Genomic DNA, 20,303 nt, shown 5'->3' on the forward strand with positions numbered 1-20,303 from the left:
CATGCAGGAACCAAGCTTCCTCAGGGACAAATTGCTGCCAGTCGGCACCGTCGTCCTCCTGTTGATCGCCATCTGGTACATCGCGGTCGTCTTCCTCAACGCGCCCTTCGAGCGCGACACCGCAGCGCGCGCAGGCACCGAGATCAGCTTCTCTGAGATCGTGCGCAACACCATGGCGCAGGAACGGCCGGTGCTGCCGGCACCGCACCAGGTGATCGCCGAGATCTGGGACACCACCTTCAACAAGCCAATCACCTCGAAGCGCAGCCTCGTCTACCATGCCTGGATCACGCTTTCGGCGACCTTGCTCGGCTTCGGCATCGGTGCAGCGCTCGGCATCCTGCTGGCGGTCGGCATCGTGCATAACCGCGCCATGGACCGCTCACTGATGCCCTGGGTGATCGCCAGCCAGACGATCCCGATCCTGGCGATCGCACCGATGATCATCGTCGTCCTGAACGCAATCGGCATCTCCGGCCTCTTGCCGAAGGCGCTGATCTCAACCTACCTCTCCTTCTTCCCCGTGGTTGTCGGCATGGTGAAGGGGCTGCGGAGCCCGGAGACGATCCAGCTTGACCTGATGCACACCTACAACGCCTCCTCGGCCCAGGCCTTCTGGAAGCTGCGCTGGCCCTCGTCGATGCCCTATCTCTTCACCTCGCTGAAGGTTGCCGTCGCCATCTCGCTTGTCGGCGCCATCGTCGGCGAACTGCCGACCGGCGCCGTTGCCGGCCTCGGCGCCCGTCTGCTGGCCGGCTCCTATTACGGCCAGACGGTGCAGATCTGGGCGGCGCTCTTCATGGCAGCAGCCCTTGCCGCAGTCCTCGTCATGATTGTCGGTTTTGCCCACACCGCCGTCCTGAAGCGCATGGGAGCCAAGCCATGAACCTGCCCGTTCTTGCCGCTGCGATCATTTTCTGGCTCGCCGCCTGGGCCTTCAACGAGTGGCTGGTGCGCCAGAACTTCCAGAGTGAAGCTGCCAAGGCCGCTGCGCGCTTTGCCGTGCCGTTGATCTTCGGCATCACGATCCTCGTCCTGTGGGAAGGCATCGTGCGTGGCTTCTCGGTCCCCTCCGTGCTGCTGCCGGCACCCTCCATGATCTGGCAGAAGCTGATCAACTCGCTGCCGACGCTCGGCGCCGACTTCCGCCAGACCTTCCTGAAGGCGGTGTTGATCGGCTATGCGCTCGGCTGCGGCCTCGGCTTCGCCGTCGCGATCCTGATCGACCGCTCGCCCTTCCTGCAGAAGGGTCTCTTGCCGCTCGGCAATTTCGTCTCGGCGCTGCCGGTCATCGGTGTCGCGCCAATCATGGTCATGTGGTTCGGCTTCGACTGGCAGTCGAAGGTCGCGGTCGTCGTGATCATGACCTTCTTCCCGATGTTGGTGAATACGGTCGCCGGCCTTGCCGCCGCCAGCCACATGGAGCGCGACCTGATGCGCACCTATGCCGCCTCCTGGTGGCAGACGCTCGTCAAGCTGCGCTTGCCGGCTGCCTGGCCGTTCATCTTCAACGCACTCAAGATCAATTCGACGCTGGCGCTGATCGGCGCCATCGTCGCCGAGTTCTTCGGGACCCCCATCGTCGGCATGGGGTTCCGGATTTCCACGGAGGTGGGACGCATGAATGTCGACATGGTCTGGGCCGAGATCGCCGTCGCGGCGGTGGCTGGCTCTGCATTCTACGGGGTGGTCGCTCTGATCGAGCGCGCCGTCACCTTCTGGCACCCTTCCATCCGAGGAGGGCGCGCCTGAAAACGAGCGGATCAAATCCGGGAAAAGCGGAAGGCGTCTTAGCGTCCGGAGTTGCGCAGTCGAAATAAAATGAAACAAAAACAAGAGGGAACTGACATGAACAAAAGACTTGCATCGCTTCTCGCCGCAGGCGTCTTTTCGCTCGCAGCGTTCCAGGCTGAAGCGGCCGAGAAGGTGACGCTGCAGCTGAAATGGGTGACCCAGGCGCAATTTGCCGGCTACTATGTGGCCAAGGATAAGGGCTTCTACGAAGAGGAAGGCCTCGACGTCGACATCAAGCCCGGCGGTCCTGATATCGCACCCGCTCAGGTGATCGCCGGCGGCGGCGCCGATGTGATCGTCGACTGGATGCCGTCTGCCCTTGCCACCCGCGAAAAAGGTGTCGCGCTCGTCAACATCGCCCAGCCGTTCAAGAAGTCGGGCATGATGCTCACCTGCCTCAAGGAAACCGGCGTCACCAGCCCCGACAAGTTCAAGGGCCAGACCCTCGGTGTCTGGTTCTTCGGCAACGAGTATCCGTTCCTCTCCTGGATGGCGCACCTGAAGATCCCGACGGACGGCGGCCCGAACGGCGTGACGGTCTTGAAACAAGGCTTCAACGTCGACCCCCTGATCCAGAAGCAGGCGGCCTGCATCTCGACCATGACCTACAACGAGTATTGGCAGGTGATCGACGCCGGCATCAAGCCGGACGACCTCGTCACCTTCAAGTATGAGGACCAGGGCGTGGCGACGCTGGAAGACGGTCTCTACGTGCTTCAGGACAAGCTGAAGGATGCGGCCTTCAAGGAAAAGATGGTCAAGTTCGTGCGCGCCTCGATGAAGGGCTGGAAATACGCCGAGCAGAACCCGGATGAAGCGGCCGGCATCGTGCTTGAGAACGATTCCACCGGCGCCCAGACGGAAAAGCACCAGAAGCGCATGATGGGCGAAGTTGCCAAGCTCACCGCCGGCTCGAACGGCGCGCTCGACGAGGCCGACTACAAGCGAACGGTGCAATCGCTGCTCGCGGGCGGCTCCGATCCCGTGATCTCCAAGGAGCCGGAAGGCGCCTGGACGCACGAAATCACCGATGCGGCGCTGAAGTAGACGATCGCTCGAACGTCAAAAGAGGGGCGCACGATCGTGCGGCCCTCTTCCGTTTTCTCGGCGGCCGTTCGCATCCGCCAAGTTGTCGCCGGGTACCGGGCGTGGGGGTGGCAACCCGACTGACAACGGCGCTACCCTTGCTTGCCATTGTCAAGATCGTGTCAAGATCGCAACCATAACCGCAGAACAGCTTGAATATTGAGGCACCATCGCTTCATGCACTCTTGTAAGCGTCAAGGGCCGAGATTACATAGGCCCCGATGTTTGTTGGAGGCAGGCATGGTGGAGGGCACCCTTTTCCCGATGCATTGCCTGCGGTAACCGGTCCCAGTTCCGCCCGCGTCTACGGTCTGATACCGTGCACGCGGAGCGCGAAATGAGGAAAGCGCAGTCTTCTGTCCCCGCGCAATCCGCCGGGACGAGATGTCGGCGTGATAAAATCGCCTGATTGCCCGTGGATCCTGCCGCAAGCGGTGATCCGCTCTATGTTGTTTCCATTGCCGGGACTGTGAAGCCGATGGCTCTAAAAGTACTGCCCGTTCTCAGCGTGTGCGCTGCGATGACCTTTGGATCGCTTTCGTCCGCCTGGGCGGAGGAAGCGGTGCAACCGAAGCCGACGCAAAGCTTGCCCTCCATCGTTGTCACCACGGCGGTCAACCAGTCGATCAGCGACCGCGTCGTTGCGACCGGCACGATCCAGGCGGTCGAGCAGGTCTATGTCGCCCCGATGGTCGACGGTCTCTCCATCCGTACGCTCAATGTCGATGTCGGCGACAAGGTCGAAGCCGGCAGCGTGCTCGTGGTCCTGAACGACGACGCGCTTCGCCTGCAAAAGAGCGAACTTGAAGCGTCGCTTGCCAAAGCAGAAGCCGGGCTTGCTCAGTTGAACGCACAGCTCAGCGAAACCAGGGCCAACGCGGACGAGGCCAAGCGTGTCAGCGACCGCGCCGCCGAACTCTCCAAGAACGGCACCGTTTCGACGGCCGAGGCCGACCGGGTGCGGGCGCTGGCGATTGCGACGCAGGCACGTGTCCTCTCGGCGGAACAGGCCGTCGCCGTCGCCAATGCCGATATCAAGGTGGCGGAAGCGCAGATCGACGACATCGACCTTCGCCTCGCCCGAACCGAGGTCAAGGCGCCTGTCGCCGGGGTGATCTCCGCCAAGAACGCCAAGGTCGGCGCGATCGCCACCGGCAATGGCGAACCGCTCTTCGCCATGATCCGCGATGGTGCCATCGAGATGAAGGCCGACGTCGCCGAAGCCGACATCATCAAGCTCGCTGTTGGCCAGCCCGCAGTCGTGACGCTTGCCGGCGGCAACACCAAGGTCGAGGGCACGATCCGCCTGATCGCGCCGACGGTCGACCCCGTCAGTCGCCTCGGAACCGTGTTCATCAGCCTGGCGGATACCGAGAAGGCACGCGCCGGCATGTATGCAAGCGCGCTGATCACCGCCGAACAGAAGCAGACAGTGGTTCTGCCGCAAACCGCCGTTACCAATGAGAACGGCCGCACAATCGTCCGCAAGGTCGAAAACGGCGTCATCCGTATCCTCCCGGTCAAGACGGGGATTTCCGACGGCAAGTTCATCGAAGTCCTCGAAGGCCTGAAGCCTGGCGAGGAAGTGGTGGCTAGGGCCGGAGCCTATGTGCGCGACGGCGACCGTATCAACCCCGTCAAGTCCGCTGCACCAGCGACCAACTGACAGGAACCGTGACCATGAACTTCTCTGCCTGGTCAATACGCAATCCGATCGCTCCGATCCTCTTCTTCGTCGTGCTGATGGTGCTGGGCTACCAGTCCTTCGTGTCGCTGCCGATCACCCGCTTCCCCAATATCGACGTGCCGATCGTCTCGATCAGCGTTGCGCAAAGCGGCGCGTCGCCGGCCGAGCTTGAAACACAGGTCACCAAGGAGATCGAGGACGCGGTCGCCAGTGTCACCGGCGTCGACCATATCCAGTCGACGATCAATGACGGCACGTCGACGACCGCCGTCATCTTCCGCATGGAAGTGCCGACCACCCAGGCGGTGCAGGACGTCAAGGACGCGATCGACCGCATCCGCAGCGACCTGCCGACCTCGATCGAGGAGCCGATCGTCTCCAAGGTCGATGTCGAGGGCCAAGCGATCCAGACCTTCTCCGTCTCCGCCCCCGGCATGTCGCTGGAAGAGCTCTCCTGGTTCGTCGATGACGTCATCAAGCGCGAGATCCAGGGCAAGAAGGGCATCGGCCGTGTCGACCGCTATGGCGGCGCCGACCGCGAGGTTCGCGTCGAGCTCAACGAAGACAAACTGAATTCGCTCGGCATCACCGCCGCCGACGTCAACGGCCAGCTGCGCCGCATGAACATGGACCTCGGCTCCGGCCGCGGCCAGGTCGGCGGCAGCGAGCAGGCGATCCGCACGCTCGGCGACCGGCGTAACGTCGACCAGCTCGCCAATACGATGATCTCGGTGCCGAGCGGTCGCTTCGTGCGCCTCTCCGATCTCGGCACGGTCACCGACACCTATGAGGAGCCGCGCTCGTTCTCGCGCTTCAACGGCAATCCCGGCGTGACCTTCGCGGTCTTTCGCGCCAAGGGCGCCAGCGAAGTCAGCGTCGCCGAGACGGTCTCAAAGTCGCTCGAAATGATCCGTGCGGCGAACCCCGACGTCACCATCGAGATGGTCGACGATTCCGTCTACTTCACCTACGGCAACTACGAGGCGGCGCTGCACACGCTGATGGAAGGCGCGCTGCTCGCCGTCATCGTCGTCATGCTTTTCCTGCGCAACTGGCGCGCCACGCTGATCTCGGCCGTGGCACTGCCGCTGTCGGCGATCCCGACCTTCTGGGTCATGGATCTGCTCGGCTTCTCGCTGAACCTTGTCAGCTTCCTCGCGATGACGCTCGCGACCGGTATCCTAGTCGACGACGCGATCGTCGAGATCGAGAACATCGAGCGGCACATCCACATGGGCAAATCGCCCTATCGCGCCGCGATCGAGGCAGCGGATGAGATCGGTCTGGCGGTTATCGCAACGACCTTCACGATCATCGCGGTCTTCGTGCCCGTATCCTTCATGCCGGGCATTCCGGGCCAATACTTCATCCAGTTCGGTCTGACTGTTGCCGTTGCAGTGTTCTTCTCGCTGCTCGTCGCCCGCCTGATCACGCCTGTCATGGCTGCCTACCTGATGCGCCCCGCAGATGCTGGTGCGGGTCACCACGGCAATGACGGCTTCATGATGCGCAACTACACGCGCCTCGTGCAGATCACGACCAAACATTGGTACACGCGTTACCTGACGCTGCTTGCCGCAATCGCCTTCTCGGTCGGGTCCGTCTTCGCGTTGATCCTCTATGTTCCGGGCAGCTTCCTGCCGCCGGAAGACGCATCGCGCGTCAGCCTGTCGATCGAGCTGCCGCCGGACGCCATGCTCGAGGACACCGACCGGACCACCACCGAGATCTACAACCGGATCAAGGGTATCGAAGGGGTCGACAACATTTTCGTCCTCGGCGGCGCCTCGCCGAAGGGCGATCTGGAGCTGCGCCGAGCCACGGTGACGGTGCTTCTGAAGAAGCTCGACCACTCGCTCGTGAACAGGGTCGTCAATGATGTCATCGGCCGCACGCCGCTGATCGGCCCTTACCTGCCGAAGATGGCCCCGGCTGGTCGCATCATCCCGCAGTCGCAGATCGAGAAAGAGATCTTCGCCCGCGTCCGCGACATACCGGATGTCCGGGTCATCAAGCTCAACGACCGCGGTGAGCGCGATCTCGCCTTCAACCTGCTGTCCAAAAGCGAGGCCGATCTCGACCAGGCGGTGGCGACGTTGGAAGGCAAGCTGCGGAGCGATCCGCTGCTGGCCAATGTCAGCCCGGACGGGGCGCTTCCGCGTCCGGAACTGCAGATCCGTCCGCGTGACGAGCAGATGTCGCGCCTCGGCATCACCACGGCGCAGATCTCCGAAGTGATCCGTGTGGCGACCATCGGCGATATCGATGCGGCTTTGACAAAGATCGCGCTCGACGGTCGTCTGATCCCGATCCGTGTGCAGATCAACCGTGATTTCCGCACGGACATCGCCGCGATCCGCAACCTCAAGATCACCACGGCCTCGGGCACGACGGTGCCGCTCTCGAGCGTCGCCGACATCAACTATTCGGAAGGCCCGAGCTCGATCAAGCGCTACGACCGCAACCGCGTCGTGACGCTAGGGGCGGATCTGCCGGTCGGCGTCGCTCTGAATACCGCCTCGGACCGCTTCAAGCAGATCGCCGGTCAGGCCGGCTTGCCGAAGTCCGTTGAGTTCCTCGAAAGCGGTGACGCTGAAGTTCAGGCGGAGATGCAGCAGAGCTTCGGCAACGCCATGTTGCTCGGCCTGATGCTGGTTCTTGTCGTGTTGATCCTGCTCTTCAAGGATGTGATCCAGCCGTTCACCATCCTGTTCTCGCTGCCACTTGCCATCGGCGGCGTCGCCGCGGCTCTGATCCTCACGCAGAACGCGCTGTCGATGCCGGTTCTGATCGGCATTCTGATGCTGATGGGCATCGTGACGAAGAATGCGATCCTGCTCGTCGATTTCGGTATCGAGATGATGCACCACGGCATGGATCGGCAGATGGCGATGATCGAAGCGGGCCGCAAGCGTGCCCGCCCGATCATCATGACCTCGATCGCCATGTCGGCGGGCATGTTGCCCTCAGCGCTCGGCGTCGGCGAAGGTGGTTCCTTCCGCGCGCCGATGGCGACTGCCGTGATCGGCGGTATCATCGTCTCGACGGTGCTGAGCCTTGTGATCGTCCCGTCGTTCTTCCTGATCATGGACGACCTCTCGCGGCTGCTCGCCCGCATCTTCGGGCGCTTCGTCGGCCAGAAGGACGAGGAGAACTTGCCGCTCGACCGCGAAGCCTTGACGGGTCTGGTGCACGAGCAGAGCAAGACGATCGAAGGCCTGGAAGACCGGCTGAAGATGCTGGAATCGGACCAGACCAAGGGACGATCCGGCAGCAAGGTCATCAACCACCCGGCGCTCGCCGCCGAATAGGCCGGCGGCCGAAGCGACGCTTCGCCCGGAACCGCCACAATTCAAGAAAGAGCCCGCGCCCTGCAAGCGCGGGCTTTTTGTGATTCTTATTTGATCGAGGTCAAACCACGTTCCACCAAGCTTTATTAACTTGCACTTGGGTTTTACTCAGGACGGGTGTGATGAAGACGTTGCGATTGAACTCGAACGATAGGGCGGTGCTGCTCGGCTCTTGCTTCTTCGAGAAGCTGCCGATGGCGGCGACGAACGCAATTCTGGACGATGTGGTGGTTTCGACCCACGAAGAGCACGATATCCTCTTTGGCCACGGCGAGCCGCTCGATCACGTATTCTTTGTTCTTTCCGGCCTGGTACGTCTCTACCGGTTGGGCAAGGACGGGCGCGAGGCAGATATCGCCGTGTTTCCGAGAGGCGAGCTCTTCGGTGAAAGCGCCATGTTCCTCGGAAACCGCGCCACCGCCAACGCCCAGACGATCGAGACGACGATGCTCGCCCGTATCGACAGCCGCAAGCTGCGCAGGCTCGCCGAGCAGACACCCGAAATCGCCGACGCGCTGATGCAGCTCCTGTGCCGACACGCGCAGATGGCGGAAGACTGCCTCGCGGAAGATCGGTTGCTGACGGCCCCGCAACGCGTCGCGAGCTATATTCTCGGGAACTGCCCGGACGGCATCACGAACTTTTCCTTCCGCCTGCCCTTCCAGAAGAATGTGCTGGCCGGCAAGCTGGGCCTGGCACCGGAAGCCCTGTCGCGCGCCTTCTCGGCACTTCGCCGCTCGGGCGTCACAGTCAAGGGCCGCGTGATCGAGATCCACGACCGGCAGGCGCTCGAACGCTTCTGACGCGCCGACAAAGGTTTGGCTGTCCGAAGCCCGCAAGCGTCACAACCCACCGTGCAGCGTCAGGAAATCGACGATCCGGTTGACGCCGTCGCCGCGTTTCATGTCCGTGAACACGAAGGGCTTTTCCGCCCGCATCCGGGTCGCGTCCCGCTGCATCACGTCGAGATCGGCTCCGACATAGGGGGCAAGGTCCTTCTTGTTGATCACAAGCAGATCCGACTTGGTGATGCCCGGCCCGCCCTTGCGCGGGATTTCCTCGCCCTGGCAGACGGAAATGACATAGATCGTCAGATCAGCAAGGTCAGGTGAAAAGGTCGCAGCAAGGTTGTCGCCACCGGATTCGATGAAGACGACGTCGAGGTCGGGAATGCGCCGGTTGAGGTCGGCGATTGCCTGAAGATTGATCGTGGCGTCTTCGCGGATCGCCGTATGCGGGCAGCCGCCGGTCTCCACACCGACGATGCGATCGGACGGCAGGGCCTGCATGCGCACCAGTGCTTCGGCATCCTCCTTGGTATAGATATCGTTGGTGACGACGGCGACGGAATATTTCTCCCGCATCGCCTTGCACAGCTTGTCGGTCAGCGCCGTCTTGCCCGAGCCCACCGGCCCACCGATGCCGATGCGAAGGGGACCGTTCTTCGATGCCATCTGTCTGTCCTTTCGAGGGCCTCTTCCTAGGATCGGAAGAGCCGAGAATGCAGGGTTTCGTGTTTCAAAGCCGAAATGTCCGCCATGATCGTGGCCGAGCCAAGATCGTCGAGCGAGGCGGCGACGGCTCGCTTTGCGGTAGCCGCGATGATCGGCTCCAGCGCCGCGATCACGCCCACGCCGTCACGCTGGCCGGTCACGCCGCAGCGGATCGCCACCGAAACGGCGTTCGAAACGGCAGCGTTGAGAAAGGCGGCAAGCGCAGGCTCAAGACCGGTAGCATGAGCACCGGCGACGGCACCGACAGCCACGGGATAGGCTGCCATCTCATTGAGCGCATCGAATACCGAATGTGGCCACGACCGGGCCGCCGCCAGAAAGGCCTGGCCTTGCTGCATGGTTTCGGTGTGCCGTTCGCGGCTTCCTGCTAGGGCTTCGGCCAGTTCTGCGACCGCAGCGAGCCGACCAGCATCACCCGACGCTCGATAGCTCTCGGCAAGAAGCAGTGCATCGTTCCAGCCGGAGCCGTGGCAGATGACTGTCTCCAACCAGGAGCGAAGCTCCACCTCGTCCGTCACCAATTGATCGTGAACTGCCTGTTCAAGCCCGCTGGAATAGGCGAAAGCACCGACCGGGAAGGCCGGGGACATCCAGGTCACCAGGCGAAGCAGAGCCTGCGTATCGACCCGCTCAGCCATGATCGTGATGGCTGTGGCCATGGTTGTGACCACCGGCGTGGTAGGCGCCCCGCAGCGGCTGGAAGGGTTCCGAAACCTCCGTCACCTCCGCACCCAGGCCTTCGAGCATCTGGCGGATGACCGGATCGCGGCCAATCAGGACGCGACTGGTCTCGATCTGCGCCGGCAGATGGCGATTGCCGAGATGCCAGGCAAGCTCGATCAGATGCAGCGGATCGCGCGGGCGGATCTCATAAAGCGCCTCGGGTGCCGCAAGGATCCGGATATAGCCGCCGCCTTCAAGCACCAGCAGGTCGCCGTCGGCCAGCATCACGGCTTCCTTGAGGTCGAGCATCACCACGTCGTCGTTCTCAAGATGTAGCAGCTTGCGCCGCAGATGCCGCGCGTCGTGCGCAAGCGTCACGCTGTGAAGCGGCGCCTTGTCCTTCGGACCAGGAGACAAAACCTCTGTCGAGCGATACGGCATCTTCAGAGCACCTCGACTTTGTCCGGTGTCACAAGCTCGATGCGCGCTTCGATGAGCAGGTTCGCCATGGCCGCCTGGAAGGCTTTCAGATGCGGCTCTTCGAAATGCGCATCGACAGCCGCCTTGTCCTTCCAGGTCTCGACGAACACCAGCGCGTCCGGATCACCGGGCTTTCGATAGAGGTCGTAGGTGATGCAGCCGGCCTCGCGGCGCGTCGCCTCGATCAGCGGTTCCGCAAGGACGACCACGTCATCTCCCTTGCCCTTGTGCGCGGTCAGGTAGGCGATAATGTAAACCATTGAACCCTCGATATCTTTTTGGCCTGACAGTGTATCAAGAAATAGCCTCGGCGCCAGTCGGAGCGCGGGTTTTCGGGCGGTCAACACGCCCGCCTCGAACAACAAAAAGCCCGAAGACCGGATCCGATCTTCGGGCTCTCTCAATTCAGGAACGGGTACGTTCTTGTCGCATTACGCAGCGAGCTTCTCGGACTTCAGCGCCTCGAGAATGTTCTGCGGCGAGGAAACGCCATAGGGGTCGCTGTCGCAATTGTCGGAATAGCCTTCTTCCTCGAACCACTGCTCTACGACGCCGTTGTTGATGACGGCGGCGTAGCGCCAGGAGCGCATGCCGAAGCCGAGATTGTCCTTGGCAACCAGCATGCCCATCTTGCGGGTGAACTCGCCCGAACCGTCCGGGATCAGCTTGACGTTTTCAAGGCTCTGCGACTTGCCCCAGGCATTCATGACGAAGGCGTCGTTGACCGAGATGCAATAGATCTCGTCGATGCCTTCGGCGCGGAAGTCAGCGGTCAGCTTTTCGAAATCGGGCAGCTGGTAGGTCGAGCAGGTCGGCGTGAACGCGCCCGGCAGCGAGAACAGCACGACGCGCTTGCCAGCGAAGTAAGCGTCGGAGGACACGTCCTCCCAGCGGAACGGGTTCGGGCCGCCAACGGCCTCGTCGCGAACGCGGGTGCGGAACGTTACAGCGGGTACTTTTCTGCCAAGCATCGTCATCTCCTTTGGATCACGATGAAATTGGATCGGCTCGACCCAAAATCATACGCGATCACATCCATCAAGTTAGAGCGGGATGCCGGCGGAAAACCGCAAACACGTTACCTCACCCTGCGCTCATACGGCTCTCGGTCGGCAAGTCTTGGGAGGGTTTCTGACAACCGAGAACAATCAGCCGCTTTCCTATCGGATATTGCGCTGCGGCGCAGCACGAAAGGCCCCGATTCACATGCGAGCATGGCAGCCATGCGATGACCGCATGGCTGCTGTTCAATGCGAAGACCTCAATTGTGGATGCGCAAGGATAGTCCGAGACTTGGCGGAACCGGGTTCCACAGACCGGTTCTCAAGCCCGCCTCGCGGAGCGCCCGCGCTGTCCATGTGTTGCAGCCGAAAAGCGCGTTGAAACTGCCTTCGGCTTCGAAGAAGCGGTCATTGCCATTATAGGAGTAGCCGTCTATCGGCAGCACAGCGCCGGCGTCGCGTGCAAAACTCTTGGCAATGAAGCCAAGCAGTCGTTCATATCCCGCTGCGTCCAGTTCGAGGCCGGCAACGGAGGCTTGCGGTTCGACGATCCGGCCGGCGATATCCACATGCATGACCGAGCGATCGAGCGTCAGCGCCTTGAAGACCGGCATGGCCTTCAGCTCCGACCAGGTCGGCGTTTCCAGATAGAAGGAACGCCCGCCCCAGCCGAAAATCAGCCATTGTGCCTGCGAGTGCGCCAACGGCACGCCAGCCGCTTCGATGAAGCCGAACCGCGCCCTCGTCTCCTCCGTCAAGGGCACGGCGATATCCGTATGGATAGGGCCTGAAAGTACCAGAATACGCGTCCCCGCTGCTCCGGCCGCAGAGGCGGAAACAGGCAAGAGCGGCCGCGGCAGCAGCGTTCCGAAAACGACCGCGAGCACTGCAGCCAGCAGGCCGCAGAAGACCCATTTCAGGCCGCGCTTCATCCTATGCCTTGCTCGCTCAGAACAGGAAGTAGCGCTGTGCCATCGGCACGACCGTCGCCGGCTCGCAGGTCAGAAGCTCGCCATCGGCGCGCACCTCGTAGGTTTCCGGATCAACCTCGATATGCGGTAGCAGGCTGTTGTGGATCATCGACGCCTTGCCGATGCCGCCACGGGTGTTCCTGACCGCAACGAGCTGCTTGGCAACGCCAAGCTTGGCGGCAAGCCCTGCATCGAGCGAGGCCTGAGACACGAAGGTGACGGAAGAACTCGTGCGGTTCTTGCCGTAGGCGGCAAACATCGGCCGGTAATGCACCGGCTGCGGCGTCGGAATGGAGGCGTTCGGGTCGCCCATCGGCGCCATGGCGATCGAGCCGCCGAGAAGCACGAAGTCCGGCTTCACCCCGAAAAAGGCCGGGTTCCAGATGACGATATCGGCACGCTTGCCGACCTCAAGCGAGCCGATCTCGTGGCTGAGACCATGGGCGATCGCCGGATTGATCGTGTATTTGGCGATGTAGCGCTTCACCCGGAAATTGTCGTTGTCGCCGGTTTCCTGCGGCAGCGGCCCGCGCTGGCGCTTCATCTTGTCGGCGGTCTGCCAGGTGCGGATCGCCACCTCGCCGACGCGGCCCATGGCCTGGCTGTCAGACGAGATGATCGAGAAGGCACCGATGTCATGCAGGATATCCTCGGCGGCGATCGTTTCCTTGCGGATCCGGCTTTCGGCAAAGGCGATATCTTCGGGGATCGACGGCGACAGGTGATGGCAGACCATCAGCATATCCAGGTGTTCGGCAAGCGTGTTCTTGGTGTAAGGCCGGGTCGGATTGGTCGAGGACGGAATGACATTCGGCTGGCCGCAGATCTTGATGATGTCCGGCGCATGGCCGCCGCCCGCCCCTTCAGTGTGGAAGGCATGGATCGTGCGGCCCTTGATCGCAGCGATCGTGTCCTCGACGAAGCCACTCTCGTTCAGGGTGTCGGTGTGGATCATCACCTGCACGTCGTACTCGTCGGCGACGCCGAGGCAGCAATCGATCGCCGCCGGCGTCGAGCCCCAGTCCTCGTGCAGCTTCAGCGACGTGGCACCGGCAAGCACCATTTCCGCCAGCGCCCCGGGCCGCGACGCATTGCCCTTGCCGGCAAAGGCGATGTTCATCGGGAAGCCATCGGCCGCCTCGATCATGCGGGCCAGATGCCAGGGGCCTGAGGTGCAGGTAGTGGCAAGCGTGCCATGTCCCGGCCCCGCGCCGCCGCCGAGCATGCAGGTGAGGCCGCTCACCAGCGCCTCCTCGATCTGCTGCGGGCAGATGTAGTGGATGTGGCTGTCCATGCCGCCAGCGGTGACGATCTTGCCTTCGCCGGCAATCACTTCCGTTCCCGGGCCGACGACTATGGTGACGCCGGCTTGCGTATCCGGATTGCCGGCCTTGCCGATCCCGGCGATCCGCCCCTCCTTGAGACCGATATCGGCCTTGACGATGCCCCAATGGTCGACGATCAGCGCATTGGTGATGACCGTGTCGACCGCACCTTCGGCGCGTGTCGCCTGGCTCTGCCCCATACCGTCGCGAATGACCTTGCCACCCCCGAACTTCACCTCTTCGCCATAGGTGGTGAAGTCCTTCTCGACCTCGATGAAGAGCTCGGTATCCGCAAGCCGCACCTTGTCGCCGACCGTTGGGCCGAACATGTTGGCATAGGCCGCGCGCGACATCTTGTAAGGCATGGTTCAGGCTCCTTGGGACGAAGAAGAAAGTGGATGGAGGCGGCGAAGGCGGCCGCCTGCTGCCAGCGCGTCGACATAGCGGCGCTCGGCATCAAAGGGGTGCCACTCCCAGCCGACATGGCCGAAGCCGGCAAGAACGACGTCGTCATCGGCTGTCGCGATATTGGACAGGATGTCGGCGATGACGATCAGGCCGCTGGACGGAACGACGTAGGGATTGGGCGAGAAGCCGGCGAGATCACGATCCAGCTGGTCATGCACCGCCGCGGACACGATGCGGACATGGCGGCCTGTCGAGCGGCTGAAGCTCTCGAAGCCGACGGTATAGTCGTCACAGAAATCGTCGAGATCCGGATGCGTTTCGGCAAGACCGACCCGCATCGCGGCAAACTTCGCACCGGAGCGGACGCACCAGATTTCGCGCGCCTGACGCACGGGCGCGCTCGTCTTCCAACGGCCGCCGCCGAGCATGGCGAGCCCCGGGCGGCCAGTGTTGCAGACGGCGACGATATCGGTCTTGTGGCCACCGGAACCGACGGAACGGCAATCGTTGAAACGCACGACAATATCGGCAGCGTCGATCGATACGGAAGCTCCGTCAGGCACTTCGCCATTGCCCACGATCATGATGGTACGGCTGCCGCTCAAGGTCTAGTTTCCGTCAGGCTCGACAATGGCCTGGAGTTCCTTCGTCCGGGCTCTCGTCAACTCGGTGAGGCAACCGGAAACAAGCATCGGCTCCATCGAGCCCCCGCGGGCTTCGAAGCCCGAAAGCTCGCACTGACCGTCCCGGTAACCGATCCAGGCGCGCTGGGCCTTCTTCAGTGCCTCTTCCGCACCAACGTAGTTCGCATCGATCTCGGCAAGCTCCTTGTCCTGCGCCTTTGTCGCTGCGAGTGCCAGCTTATAGACCTTGTTCAGTTCCGCGTCGGCCGCCTCATAGTCCTTGTTGGCGCAGATATTCATGTCCATCTGCGTGACGGCGTTCTGGCAGTCGACCTTGTCTTCCTGCGCCAAGGCCGGCACAAGCGGCAAAACGACAGCGACGGCAAGTACAGCGAGGCGGTTCATAGCTTACCCATCACTTGCTGGCGGAAGCCATAGACTTCGCGCTTGCCGGAAAGAGGGATCAGCGTCACCTGGCGCGTCTGGCCGGGCTCGAAACGCACAGCTGTGCCAGCCGGTATATCCAGGCGCCGGCCGTAGGCGGCCTTCCGGTCAAACTGCAGCCCGGCATTGGTTTCGGCGAAATGGTAGTGGCTGCCGACCTGAATCGGCCGATCGCCGGTGTTCGCAACCTCGATGGTTGTCGTGTCGAGGCCGGCATTGAGCTCGAGCTCTCCGGCGGCGGCGATGATTTCTCCTGGGATCATGGTTCTCTCCTCAAGCCGCCTTCGCACCGGCGCAGCTCAGTGGCTTCAGCACCCGCTCAGTGGAGGCCGGGTATCTTTCAAGCAGGGCGGCCGGACGCACCGGGCGGCGCGTGAATTCGCCGCCGCAATTCGGGCAGGTGCCATCGAGCTTTCCATCGACACAATCGACGCAGAAGGTGCATTCGAAGGTACAGATCATCGCCTCGCGGCTATCCGGCGGCAGATCCTTGTCGCAGCACTCGCAATTGGGGCGCAAAGCCAGCATGCTTGCCTCCTGGAGGGGTGGACGGATACGGCCGGAAAGGCCGCGCTTCCCTCGTTTAGCGGATCGGTTCGTGAACGGTGACGAGCTTGGTGCCGTCGGGGAACGTCGCTTCGATCTGGATGTCGTGGATCATCTCGGGGATGCCCTCCATCACCTGCTCGCGCGTCAGCACCTGCGCCCCCGCCTCCATCAGTTCGGCCACCGAGCGCCCGTCGCGGGCACCTTCGACGACGAAATCAGTGATCAGCGCGATCGCCTCTGGGTGGTTGAGCTTCACACCGCGCTCCAAGCGCCGCCGCGCGACCATGGCCGCCATCGAAATCAGCAATTTGTCCTTTTCGCGTGGGGTAAGATTCATGCGTCGCCACCGGTTGTTCGTGAAGCAATTCCCAGGAAATCTGCGAAGCGGTTTTCCGTCAGGAACTGCGAAGTTTCAACGTGTTAGATCATTTCACTGTTTCAAGAAAAACATGAGATGACCTAGAGAACCCAGACTTTCGGCACTGTCTTCTGCTTACGCAAGCGCGAAATAATGGGGATGAGGATTTTTCTGAGCGCGAACCCGTCCGACGCCACGAAGCGGGCAACCAGCTTGTCGCGGCCATCGACCTGAAAATGGCTTAGACCGACACCAGCCTCGCCATCGACGAGCGATCGAAGACGCGGCAACAGGGGCTCGCAATCAGGGCCGACATAGAGGAGCGTGGCAAAGGCGGCCCCGCCATCAAGCACCGCCCGGCGCTGGCCAAGGCTGGCGACCTCTCCGGCAAGCGCCAGATTGTCCGCATGCAGCAGCTTTCCTTCGATCCGAACGCGCCAGCGATCGCGAAAGAGCCCGGCATGCACCGCCTCCCCCATCGCCTTGCGGCCGAGCAGAACCGCTTCCACCGCCAGGAACGTCGCGTCCGCGGCAAGTTCCACGTCCAGCGAACGCGACAGCGAAGCACGGTCGAAGAGGATCGTTTCCTGCGGCAGCCAATCGACGCGCGCGCCCGCGGCCACCTCGATACGCGTGGCCACCCCGACGGTATCGGCGCTCGCCTTGTAGATCTTCTCGCAGGCCTGTGTCGTCACAGTCACATCGGTTCCGGCCCCTGCCGCAACCTCCCACCCCATGCGGTCACCGCCGGTGAGGCCGCCGGAGGAATTGATCAGCACCGCTTCCATGGAGGTGTCGAAGGTCTTCGGCAGCCGGATCTTGGCGCAGCCCTCTTGATAAAGCTCGGCAATGCGGCTCTGGCCGAGCGCCATCTTGGCGACCAGCCGACCCTTCCCCCAGGCCCGTTGCGGAGCGATGCTTGCTGCCTTGTTCATGTTTCGACCGCCGAGCGGTACCCTTCGATTCCTGGCGCCGTACCTGATGGGCCGATCACCTTACATTCGCGATATCGTCTGCATCGCGGCACGACAAGTCAAGTTATTGTTTTGCAAAGAAAATCGCCAGAGTGCTGCATTTCCGTGCAAGCGCTGCGCGAAAAACAGGCAGCCGCTACGCCACCCGATCCGGCGGCTCGCGGCCCTCGAAGAAGGTGGTGACGTTGTCGACCACCTTCATGCCCATGGCAACACGCGTTTCCTCCGTGGCACTGCCGAGATGCGGCAGCAGCACGACATTTTCAAGCTTGCGCAGACGCTCCGGCACATTCGGTTCCGCCTCGAAAACATCGAGGCCGGCACCGCGGATGACACCATTTTCGAGAGCGGCAACCAGAGCCGCTTCATCGATGACATCGCCGCGCGCCGTATTGACGAGGTAGGCACCCGGTTTCATCAGGGCCAGGCGTTCCGCATTGATCAGATGCCGGTTTTCCCCGCCACCCGGGCAATGCAGTGACACGAAATCCGCCACCTTCAAGACGTCTTCGACCGTGTCGAGCTGGCAGGCGCCATAGCGACTTGCCTCCGCCGGGTCAATGCGCGAGCGGTTGTAGAAGACGACATCCATGTCGAAGCCGAAATGACAGCGCTTGGCCATGGCCTTGCCGATGCGGCCGAAGCCGATGATGCCAAGTGTTTTGCCCGTGACCTTGCTGCCGATCATGTGGGTCGGTCGCCAGCCGGTCCATTCGCCGGCGCGGACCTGTCGCTCGCCCTCGCCCGCCCGGCGGGCGACCGAAAGCAGCAGCGTCATGGCAATGTCGGCGGTGCAATCGGTCAGGACACCAGGCGTATTGGTGACGACAATATTGGCGGCCTTGGCGGCCGCGACATCGATATGGTTGTAGCCGACGCCATAATTGCCAAGGATCTTCGCCCTCAGGCCGCCGCCGGCAAAGAGTTCGACCGGAAGCCGATCGGATACGGTTGGGAGAACGGCATCATAGGTTCGAAGCGCCTTGGCCAGCCTTTCGGCCGTCATCGGCACGTCGCGTTCGTTCAGGGTGACATCGAAGCGCTCGGCAAGCACCTGTTCCACCGCCGTCGGCCAGCGGCGGGTGACAAGAATGCGGGGTTTCGAGCTCATGACTGCCTCCGGAACAGAATCGTCGGGAGATAGTGCACGAAACGGCGCGACGCGACAGCTATCTCGACGGGCGAAACACCTATCATGAAAAGCAAAGAAGAGGCGCCGTTACCGGCACCTCTTCCCTTGACTTCAAACACATCAGGCCTTGGCGAAGGCGAGCAGGTCGGCGTTGAGCTGGTCCTTGTGCGTATCGGTGATGCCGTGCGGCGCGCCGGCATAGACCTTGAGCTCGGCATGCGGGACGAGCGTCTTGGAGGCTCTGGCGGCCGCGTCGATCGGCACGATCTGGTCGTCGTCGCCGTGGATGATCAGCGTCGGTACGTCGAACTTCTTCAGGTCCTCGGTGAAGTCGGTCTGCGAGAAGGCGACGATCGAGTCATAGGTGTTCTTGTGGCCGCCCATCATGCCCTGCAGCCAGAAACTGTCGATCATGCCCCGGGAAGCAACCGCACCCGGGCGGTTGAAGCCGAAGAACGGACCCGAGGCGATGTCGCGGTAGAGCTTCGAGCGATCCTTGAGACTGGCCGCCTGCAGGCCGTCGAACACCTCCTTCGGCAGGCCGCCGGGGTTGTTGTCGGTCTTGACCATCAGCGGTGGCACCGCCGAGATCAGCCCGGCCTTGGCAACGCGGCTAGTTCCGTGGCGGCCGATATAGCGACTGATCTCGCCGCCACCGGTGGAAAAGCCGGCAAGGAAGATGTCCTTCAGATCGAGCGCGTTGATGAGATCGGCGAGATCGTCGGCATAGTGATCCATGTCGTTGCCGTCCCAGGGCTGCGACGAGCGGCCATGGCCGCGGCGGTCATGGGTGACGACGCGGAAGCCATTGTTGGCGAGATGGAACGCCTGCGCTTCCCAGCTGTCCGACGACAGCGGCCAGCCGTGGCTGAGCACGACGACCGGACCATCCTTGCGACCCCAGTCCTTGTAATAGATCTCGACGCCATCGCGGGTGATGATGCGGCTGCCCGAAATCCCCGCCGCTTGCGAACCGGCGCCGACCTGGTTGGCCTGATTGGCGCTTGCCGCTGATGCTTCGGCGGCCCTGGCCGGGCTGTTGATGGCCGATACGGCTGCAGCGGTCGCCGCAGCGCCAAAGGCGGCCGAAAGGACATCACGGCGGGAGATGCTGGTGGTTTCGGTCTTACTGACTGCCTTGCTCATGGAAACGCTCCTTCTTCCCTGCGGTCACGCCGCATTGACAATAGATAACTAGCGATTAAATCGTGTGCGACATATGTAGATTTATATCGCTATCGATTAAATCGTGCACAAAGCATTATATTGCGACCGGATGCCTGTCAATGCCTTGCGATTATATCGTGAGCGATTTATTTTTGAGCATGGGACAGGAGAAGAACATGGCTGCCACCGAGAACGATAACGACGAGATGCTGACGCTCGACAGTTTTCTCTGCTTTGCGGTCTATTCCGCAAACCATGCCTTCACGCGCATCTACAAGCCGCTGCTGGAAGAGCTCGACCTCACCTACCCGCAATATCTCGTGATGGTGTTGCTATGGGAGAAGGACGACCAGACCGTTGGCAGCCTGGGCGAACGGCTCTTCCTGGAATCGAGCACGCTGACTCCAATGCTCAAGCGCCTCGAGGCCGCCGGTTATATCGCCCGCGTGCGGGACAAGTCAGACGAGCGCCAGGTCCGGGTGCAATTGACCGACCTGGGCAAGGCACTGCGCCAGAAGGCGGTCGATGTGCCGCGCGGCCTCACCGCGGCAACAAAACTCGGCGCCGATGACCTCCAGCGAATGCGTGCCGAGGTCTCGTCGCTGAGAGACACTTTGCTGAAGTAGCCGATCGCCGCGCGCCAAAACCCCATCGCCAGATGAACGCGGAAGGGATGCTTTAGCCCGTTGCTTCCAGCCGTCTTTCCGCTTCCGGCGGCCCCACGTGAGAGCGGGGTTCTCGCCGCATCGCCCAAGAGACCAAAAGAAAAGCCCGGCG

22 protein-coding genes are annotated in these 20,303 nt (G+C 62.3%); 7 read left to right on the top strand and 15 right to left on the bottom strand.

Annotation, left to right across the window (positions count from 1 at the left end):
• Window position 1: 1 nt before the first annotated feature.
• The 6 genes from PWG15_RS14030 (at window position 2) to PWG15_RS14055 (ending at window position 8,720) form a co-directional block, all read left to right on the top strand.
• Window positions 2–886, top strand: coding sequence for an ABC transporter permease (locus PWG15_RS14030; RefSeq protein ID WP_275020755.1), 885 nt, complete (start codon window positions 2–4; stop codon window positions 884–886).
• Window positions 883–1,752 (top strand): ABC transporter permease, encoded by an 870-nt coding sequence (locus PWG15_RS14035; RefSeq protein ID WP_275020757.1) that lies wholly within the window; start codon window positions 883–885, stop codon window positions 1,750–1,752. Before PWG15_RS14030 ends, PWG15_RS14035 begins: the two co-directional genes overlap by 4 nt.
• 96 nt (window positions 1,753–1,848) lie before the next feature.
• Entirely contained in the window at window positions 1,849–2,841 is a 993-nt protein-coding gene (locus tag PWG15_RS14040; RefSeq protein ID WP_275020759.1) for an ABC transporter substrate-binding protein, read from the top strand.
• 517 nt (window positions 2,842–3,358) lie between these two features.
• Window positions 3,359–4,546 carry an efflux RND transporter periplasmic adaptor subunit gene (locus PWG15_RS14045; protein WP_275020761.1) on the top strand — a complete coding sequence of 396 codons (1,188 nt, stop codon included), beginning with the start codon at window positions 3,359–3,361 and terminating at the stop codon, window positions 4,544–4,546.
• 14 nt (window positions 4,547–4,560) lie between these two features.
• Window positions 4,561–7,878, top strand: coding sequence for an efflux RND transporter permease subunit (locus tag PWG15_RS14050; protein WP_275020763.1), 3,318 nt, complete (start codon window positions 4,561–4,563; stop codon window positions 7,876–7,878).
• A 161-nt stretch (window positions 7,879–8,039) separates the two neighbouring features.
• Window positions 8,040–8,720 (top strand): Crp/Fnr family transcriptional regulator, encoded by a 681-nt coding sequence (locus tag PWG15_RS14055; RefSeq protein ID WP_275020765.1) that lies wholly within the window; start codon window positions 8,040–8,042, stop codon window positions 8,718–8,720.
• Between the two features lie 39 nt (window positions 8,721–8,759).
• Here PWG15_RS14055 and ureG read toward each other — a convergent pair whose 3' ends face one another.
• From ureG to PWG15_RS14130, 15 genes are all read right to left on the bottom strand, one after another.
• The gene (gene ureG / locus PWG15_RS14060) at window positions 8,760–9,371 is read right to left on the bottom strand and encodes an urease accessory protein UreG (RefSeq protein ID WP_275020768.1); all 612 of its coding nucleotides are present in this window, start codon (window positions 9,369–9,371) and stop codon (window positions 8,760–8,762) included.
• A gap of 26 nt (window positions 9,372–9,397) precedes the next feature.
• Window positions 9,398–10,069: an urease accessory protein UreF gene (locus PWG15_RS14065; RefSeq protein ID WP_275024427.1), complete on the bottom strand. Its 672-nt coding sequence runs from the start codon at window positions 10,067–10,069 to the stop codon at window positions 9,398–9,400.
• Window positions 10,062–10,535, bottom strand: a complete 474-nt coding sequence (gene ureE, locus PWG15_RS14070) for an urease accessory protein UreE (RefSeq protein ID WP_275020770.1) — start codon at window positions 10,533–10,535, stop codon at window positions 10,062–10,064. Before ureE ends, PWG15_RS14065 begins: the two co-directional genes overlap by 8 nt.
• A 2-nt stretch (window positions 10,536–10,537) precedes the next feature.
• Window positions 10,538–10,834, bottom strand: coding sequence for a putative quinol monooxygenase (locus PWG15_RS14075; protein WP_275020772.1), 297 nt, complete (start codon window positions 10,832–10,834; stop codon window positions 10,538–10,540).
• 171 nt (window positions 10,835–11,005) lie between these two features.
• Window positions 11,006–11,545, bottom strand: a complete 540-nt coding sequence (locus PWG15_RS14080) for a peroxiredoxin (protein ID WP_275020773.1) — start codon at window positions 11,543–11,545, stop codon at window positions 11,006–11,008.
• 290 nt (window positions 11,546–11,835) lie between these two features.
• Entirely contained in the window at window positions 11,836–12,507 is a 672-nt protein-coding gene (locus tag PWG15_RS14085) for a TIGR02117 family protein (protein ID WP_275020774.1), read from the bottom strand.
• A 16-nt stretch (window positions 12,508–12,523) separates the two neighbouring features.
• Window positions 12,524–14,236 carry an urease subunit alpha gene (gene ureC, locus PWG15_RS14090; protein WP_275020776.1) on the bottom strand — a complete coding sequence of 571 codons (1,713 nt, stop codon included), beginning with the start codon at window positions 14,234–14,236 and terminating at the stop codon, window positions 12,524–12,526.
• A gap of 3 nt (window positions 14,237–14,239) precedes the next feature.
• The gene (locus PWG15_RS14095; RefSeq protein ID WP_425536707.1) at window positions 14,240–14,884 is read right to left on the bottom strand and encodes a Urease operon accessory protein; all 645 of its coding nucleotides are present in this window, start codon (window positions 14,882–14,884) and stop codon (window positions 14,240–14,242) included.
• 3 nt (window positions 14,885–14,887) lie between these two features.
• Entirely contained in the window at window positions 14,888–15,307 is a 420-nt protein-coding gene (locus PWG15_RS14100; protein WP_275020778.1) for a lysozyme inhibitor LprI family protein, read from the bottom strand.
• Window positions 15,304–15,609 (bottom strand): urease subunit beta, encoded by a 306-nt coding sequence (locus tag PWG15_RS14105; RefSeq protein WP_275020780.1) that lies wholly within the window; start codon window positions 15,607–15,609, stop codon window positions 15,304–15,306. Before PWG15_RS14105 ends, PWG15_RS14100 begins: the two co-directional genes overlap by 4 nt.
• A 10-nt stretch (window positions 15,610–15,619) precedes the next feature.
• Entirely contained in the window at window positions 15,620–15,874 is a 255-nt protein-coding gene (locus PWG15_RS14110; protein WP_275020782.1) for a DUF1272 domain-containing protein, read from the bottom strand.
• 55 nt (window positions 15,875–15,929) lie between these two features.
• Complete coding sequence (locus tag PWG15_RS14115; protein WP_275020784.1) at window positions 15,930–16,232, bottom strand: urease subunit gamma; 303 nt, start codon at window positions 16,230–16,232, stop codon at window positions 15,930–15,932.
• A 122-nt stretch (window positions 16,233–16,354) separates the two neighbouring features.
• On the bottom strand, window positions 16,355–17,188 hold the full coding sequence (locus tag PWG15_RS14120) for an urease accessory protein UreD (protein WP_275020787.1): 834 nt from the start codon (window positions 17,186–17,188) through the stop codon (window positions 16,355–16,357).
• Window positions 17,189–17,363: 175 nt separating this feature from the next.
• Window positions 17,364–18,338 (bottom strand): 2-hydroxyacid dehydrogenase, encoded by a 975-nt coding sequence (locus PWG15_RS14125; RefSeq protein WP_275020790.1) that lies wholly within the window; start codon window positions 18,336–18,338, stop codon window positions 17,364–17,366.
• Between the two features lie 141 nt (window positions 18,339–18,479).
• Window positions 18,480–19,505: an alpha/beta fold hydrolase gene (locus PWG15_RS14130; RefSeq protein WP_275020791.1), complete on the bottom strand. Its 1,026-nt coding sequence runs from the start codon at window positions 19,503–19,505 to the stop codon at window positions 18,480–18,482.
• Between the two features lie 197 nt (window positions 19,506–19,702).
• Between PWG15_RS14130 and PWG15_RS14135 the strand changes: the two genes are divergently transcribed.
• On the top strand, window positions 19,703–20,152 hold the full coding sequence (locus tag PWG15_RS14135; protein WP_275020794.1) for a MarR family winged helix-turn-helix transcriptional regulator: 450 nt from the start codon (window positions 19,703–19,705) through the stop codon (window positions 20,150–20,152).
• Window positions 20,153–20,303: the final 151 nt, after the last annotated feature.

The sequence above is a fragment of the Ensifer adhaerens genome (assembly GCF_028993555.1).
Taxonomy (GTDB): Bacteria; Pseudomonadota; Alphaproteobacteria; order Rhizobiales; family Rhizobiaceae; genus Ensifer; species Ensifer adhaerens_I.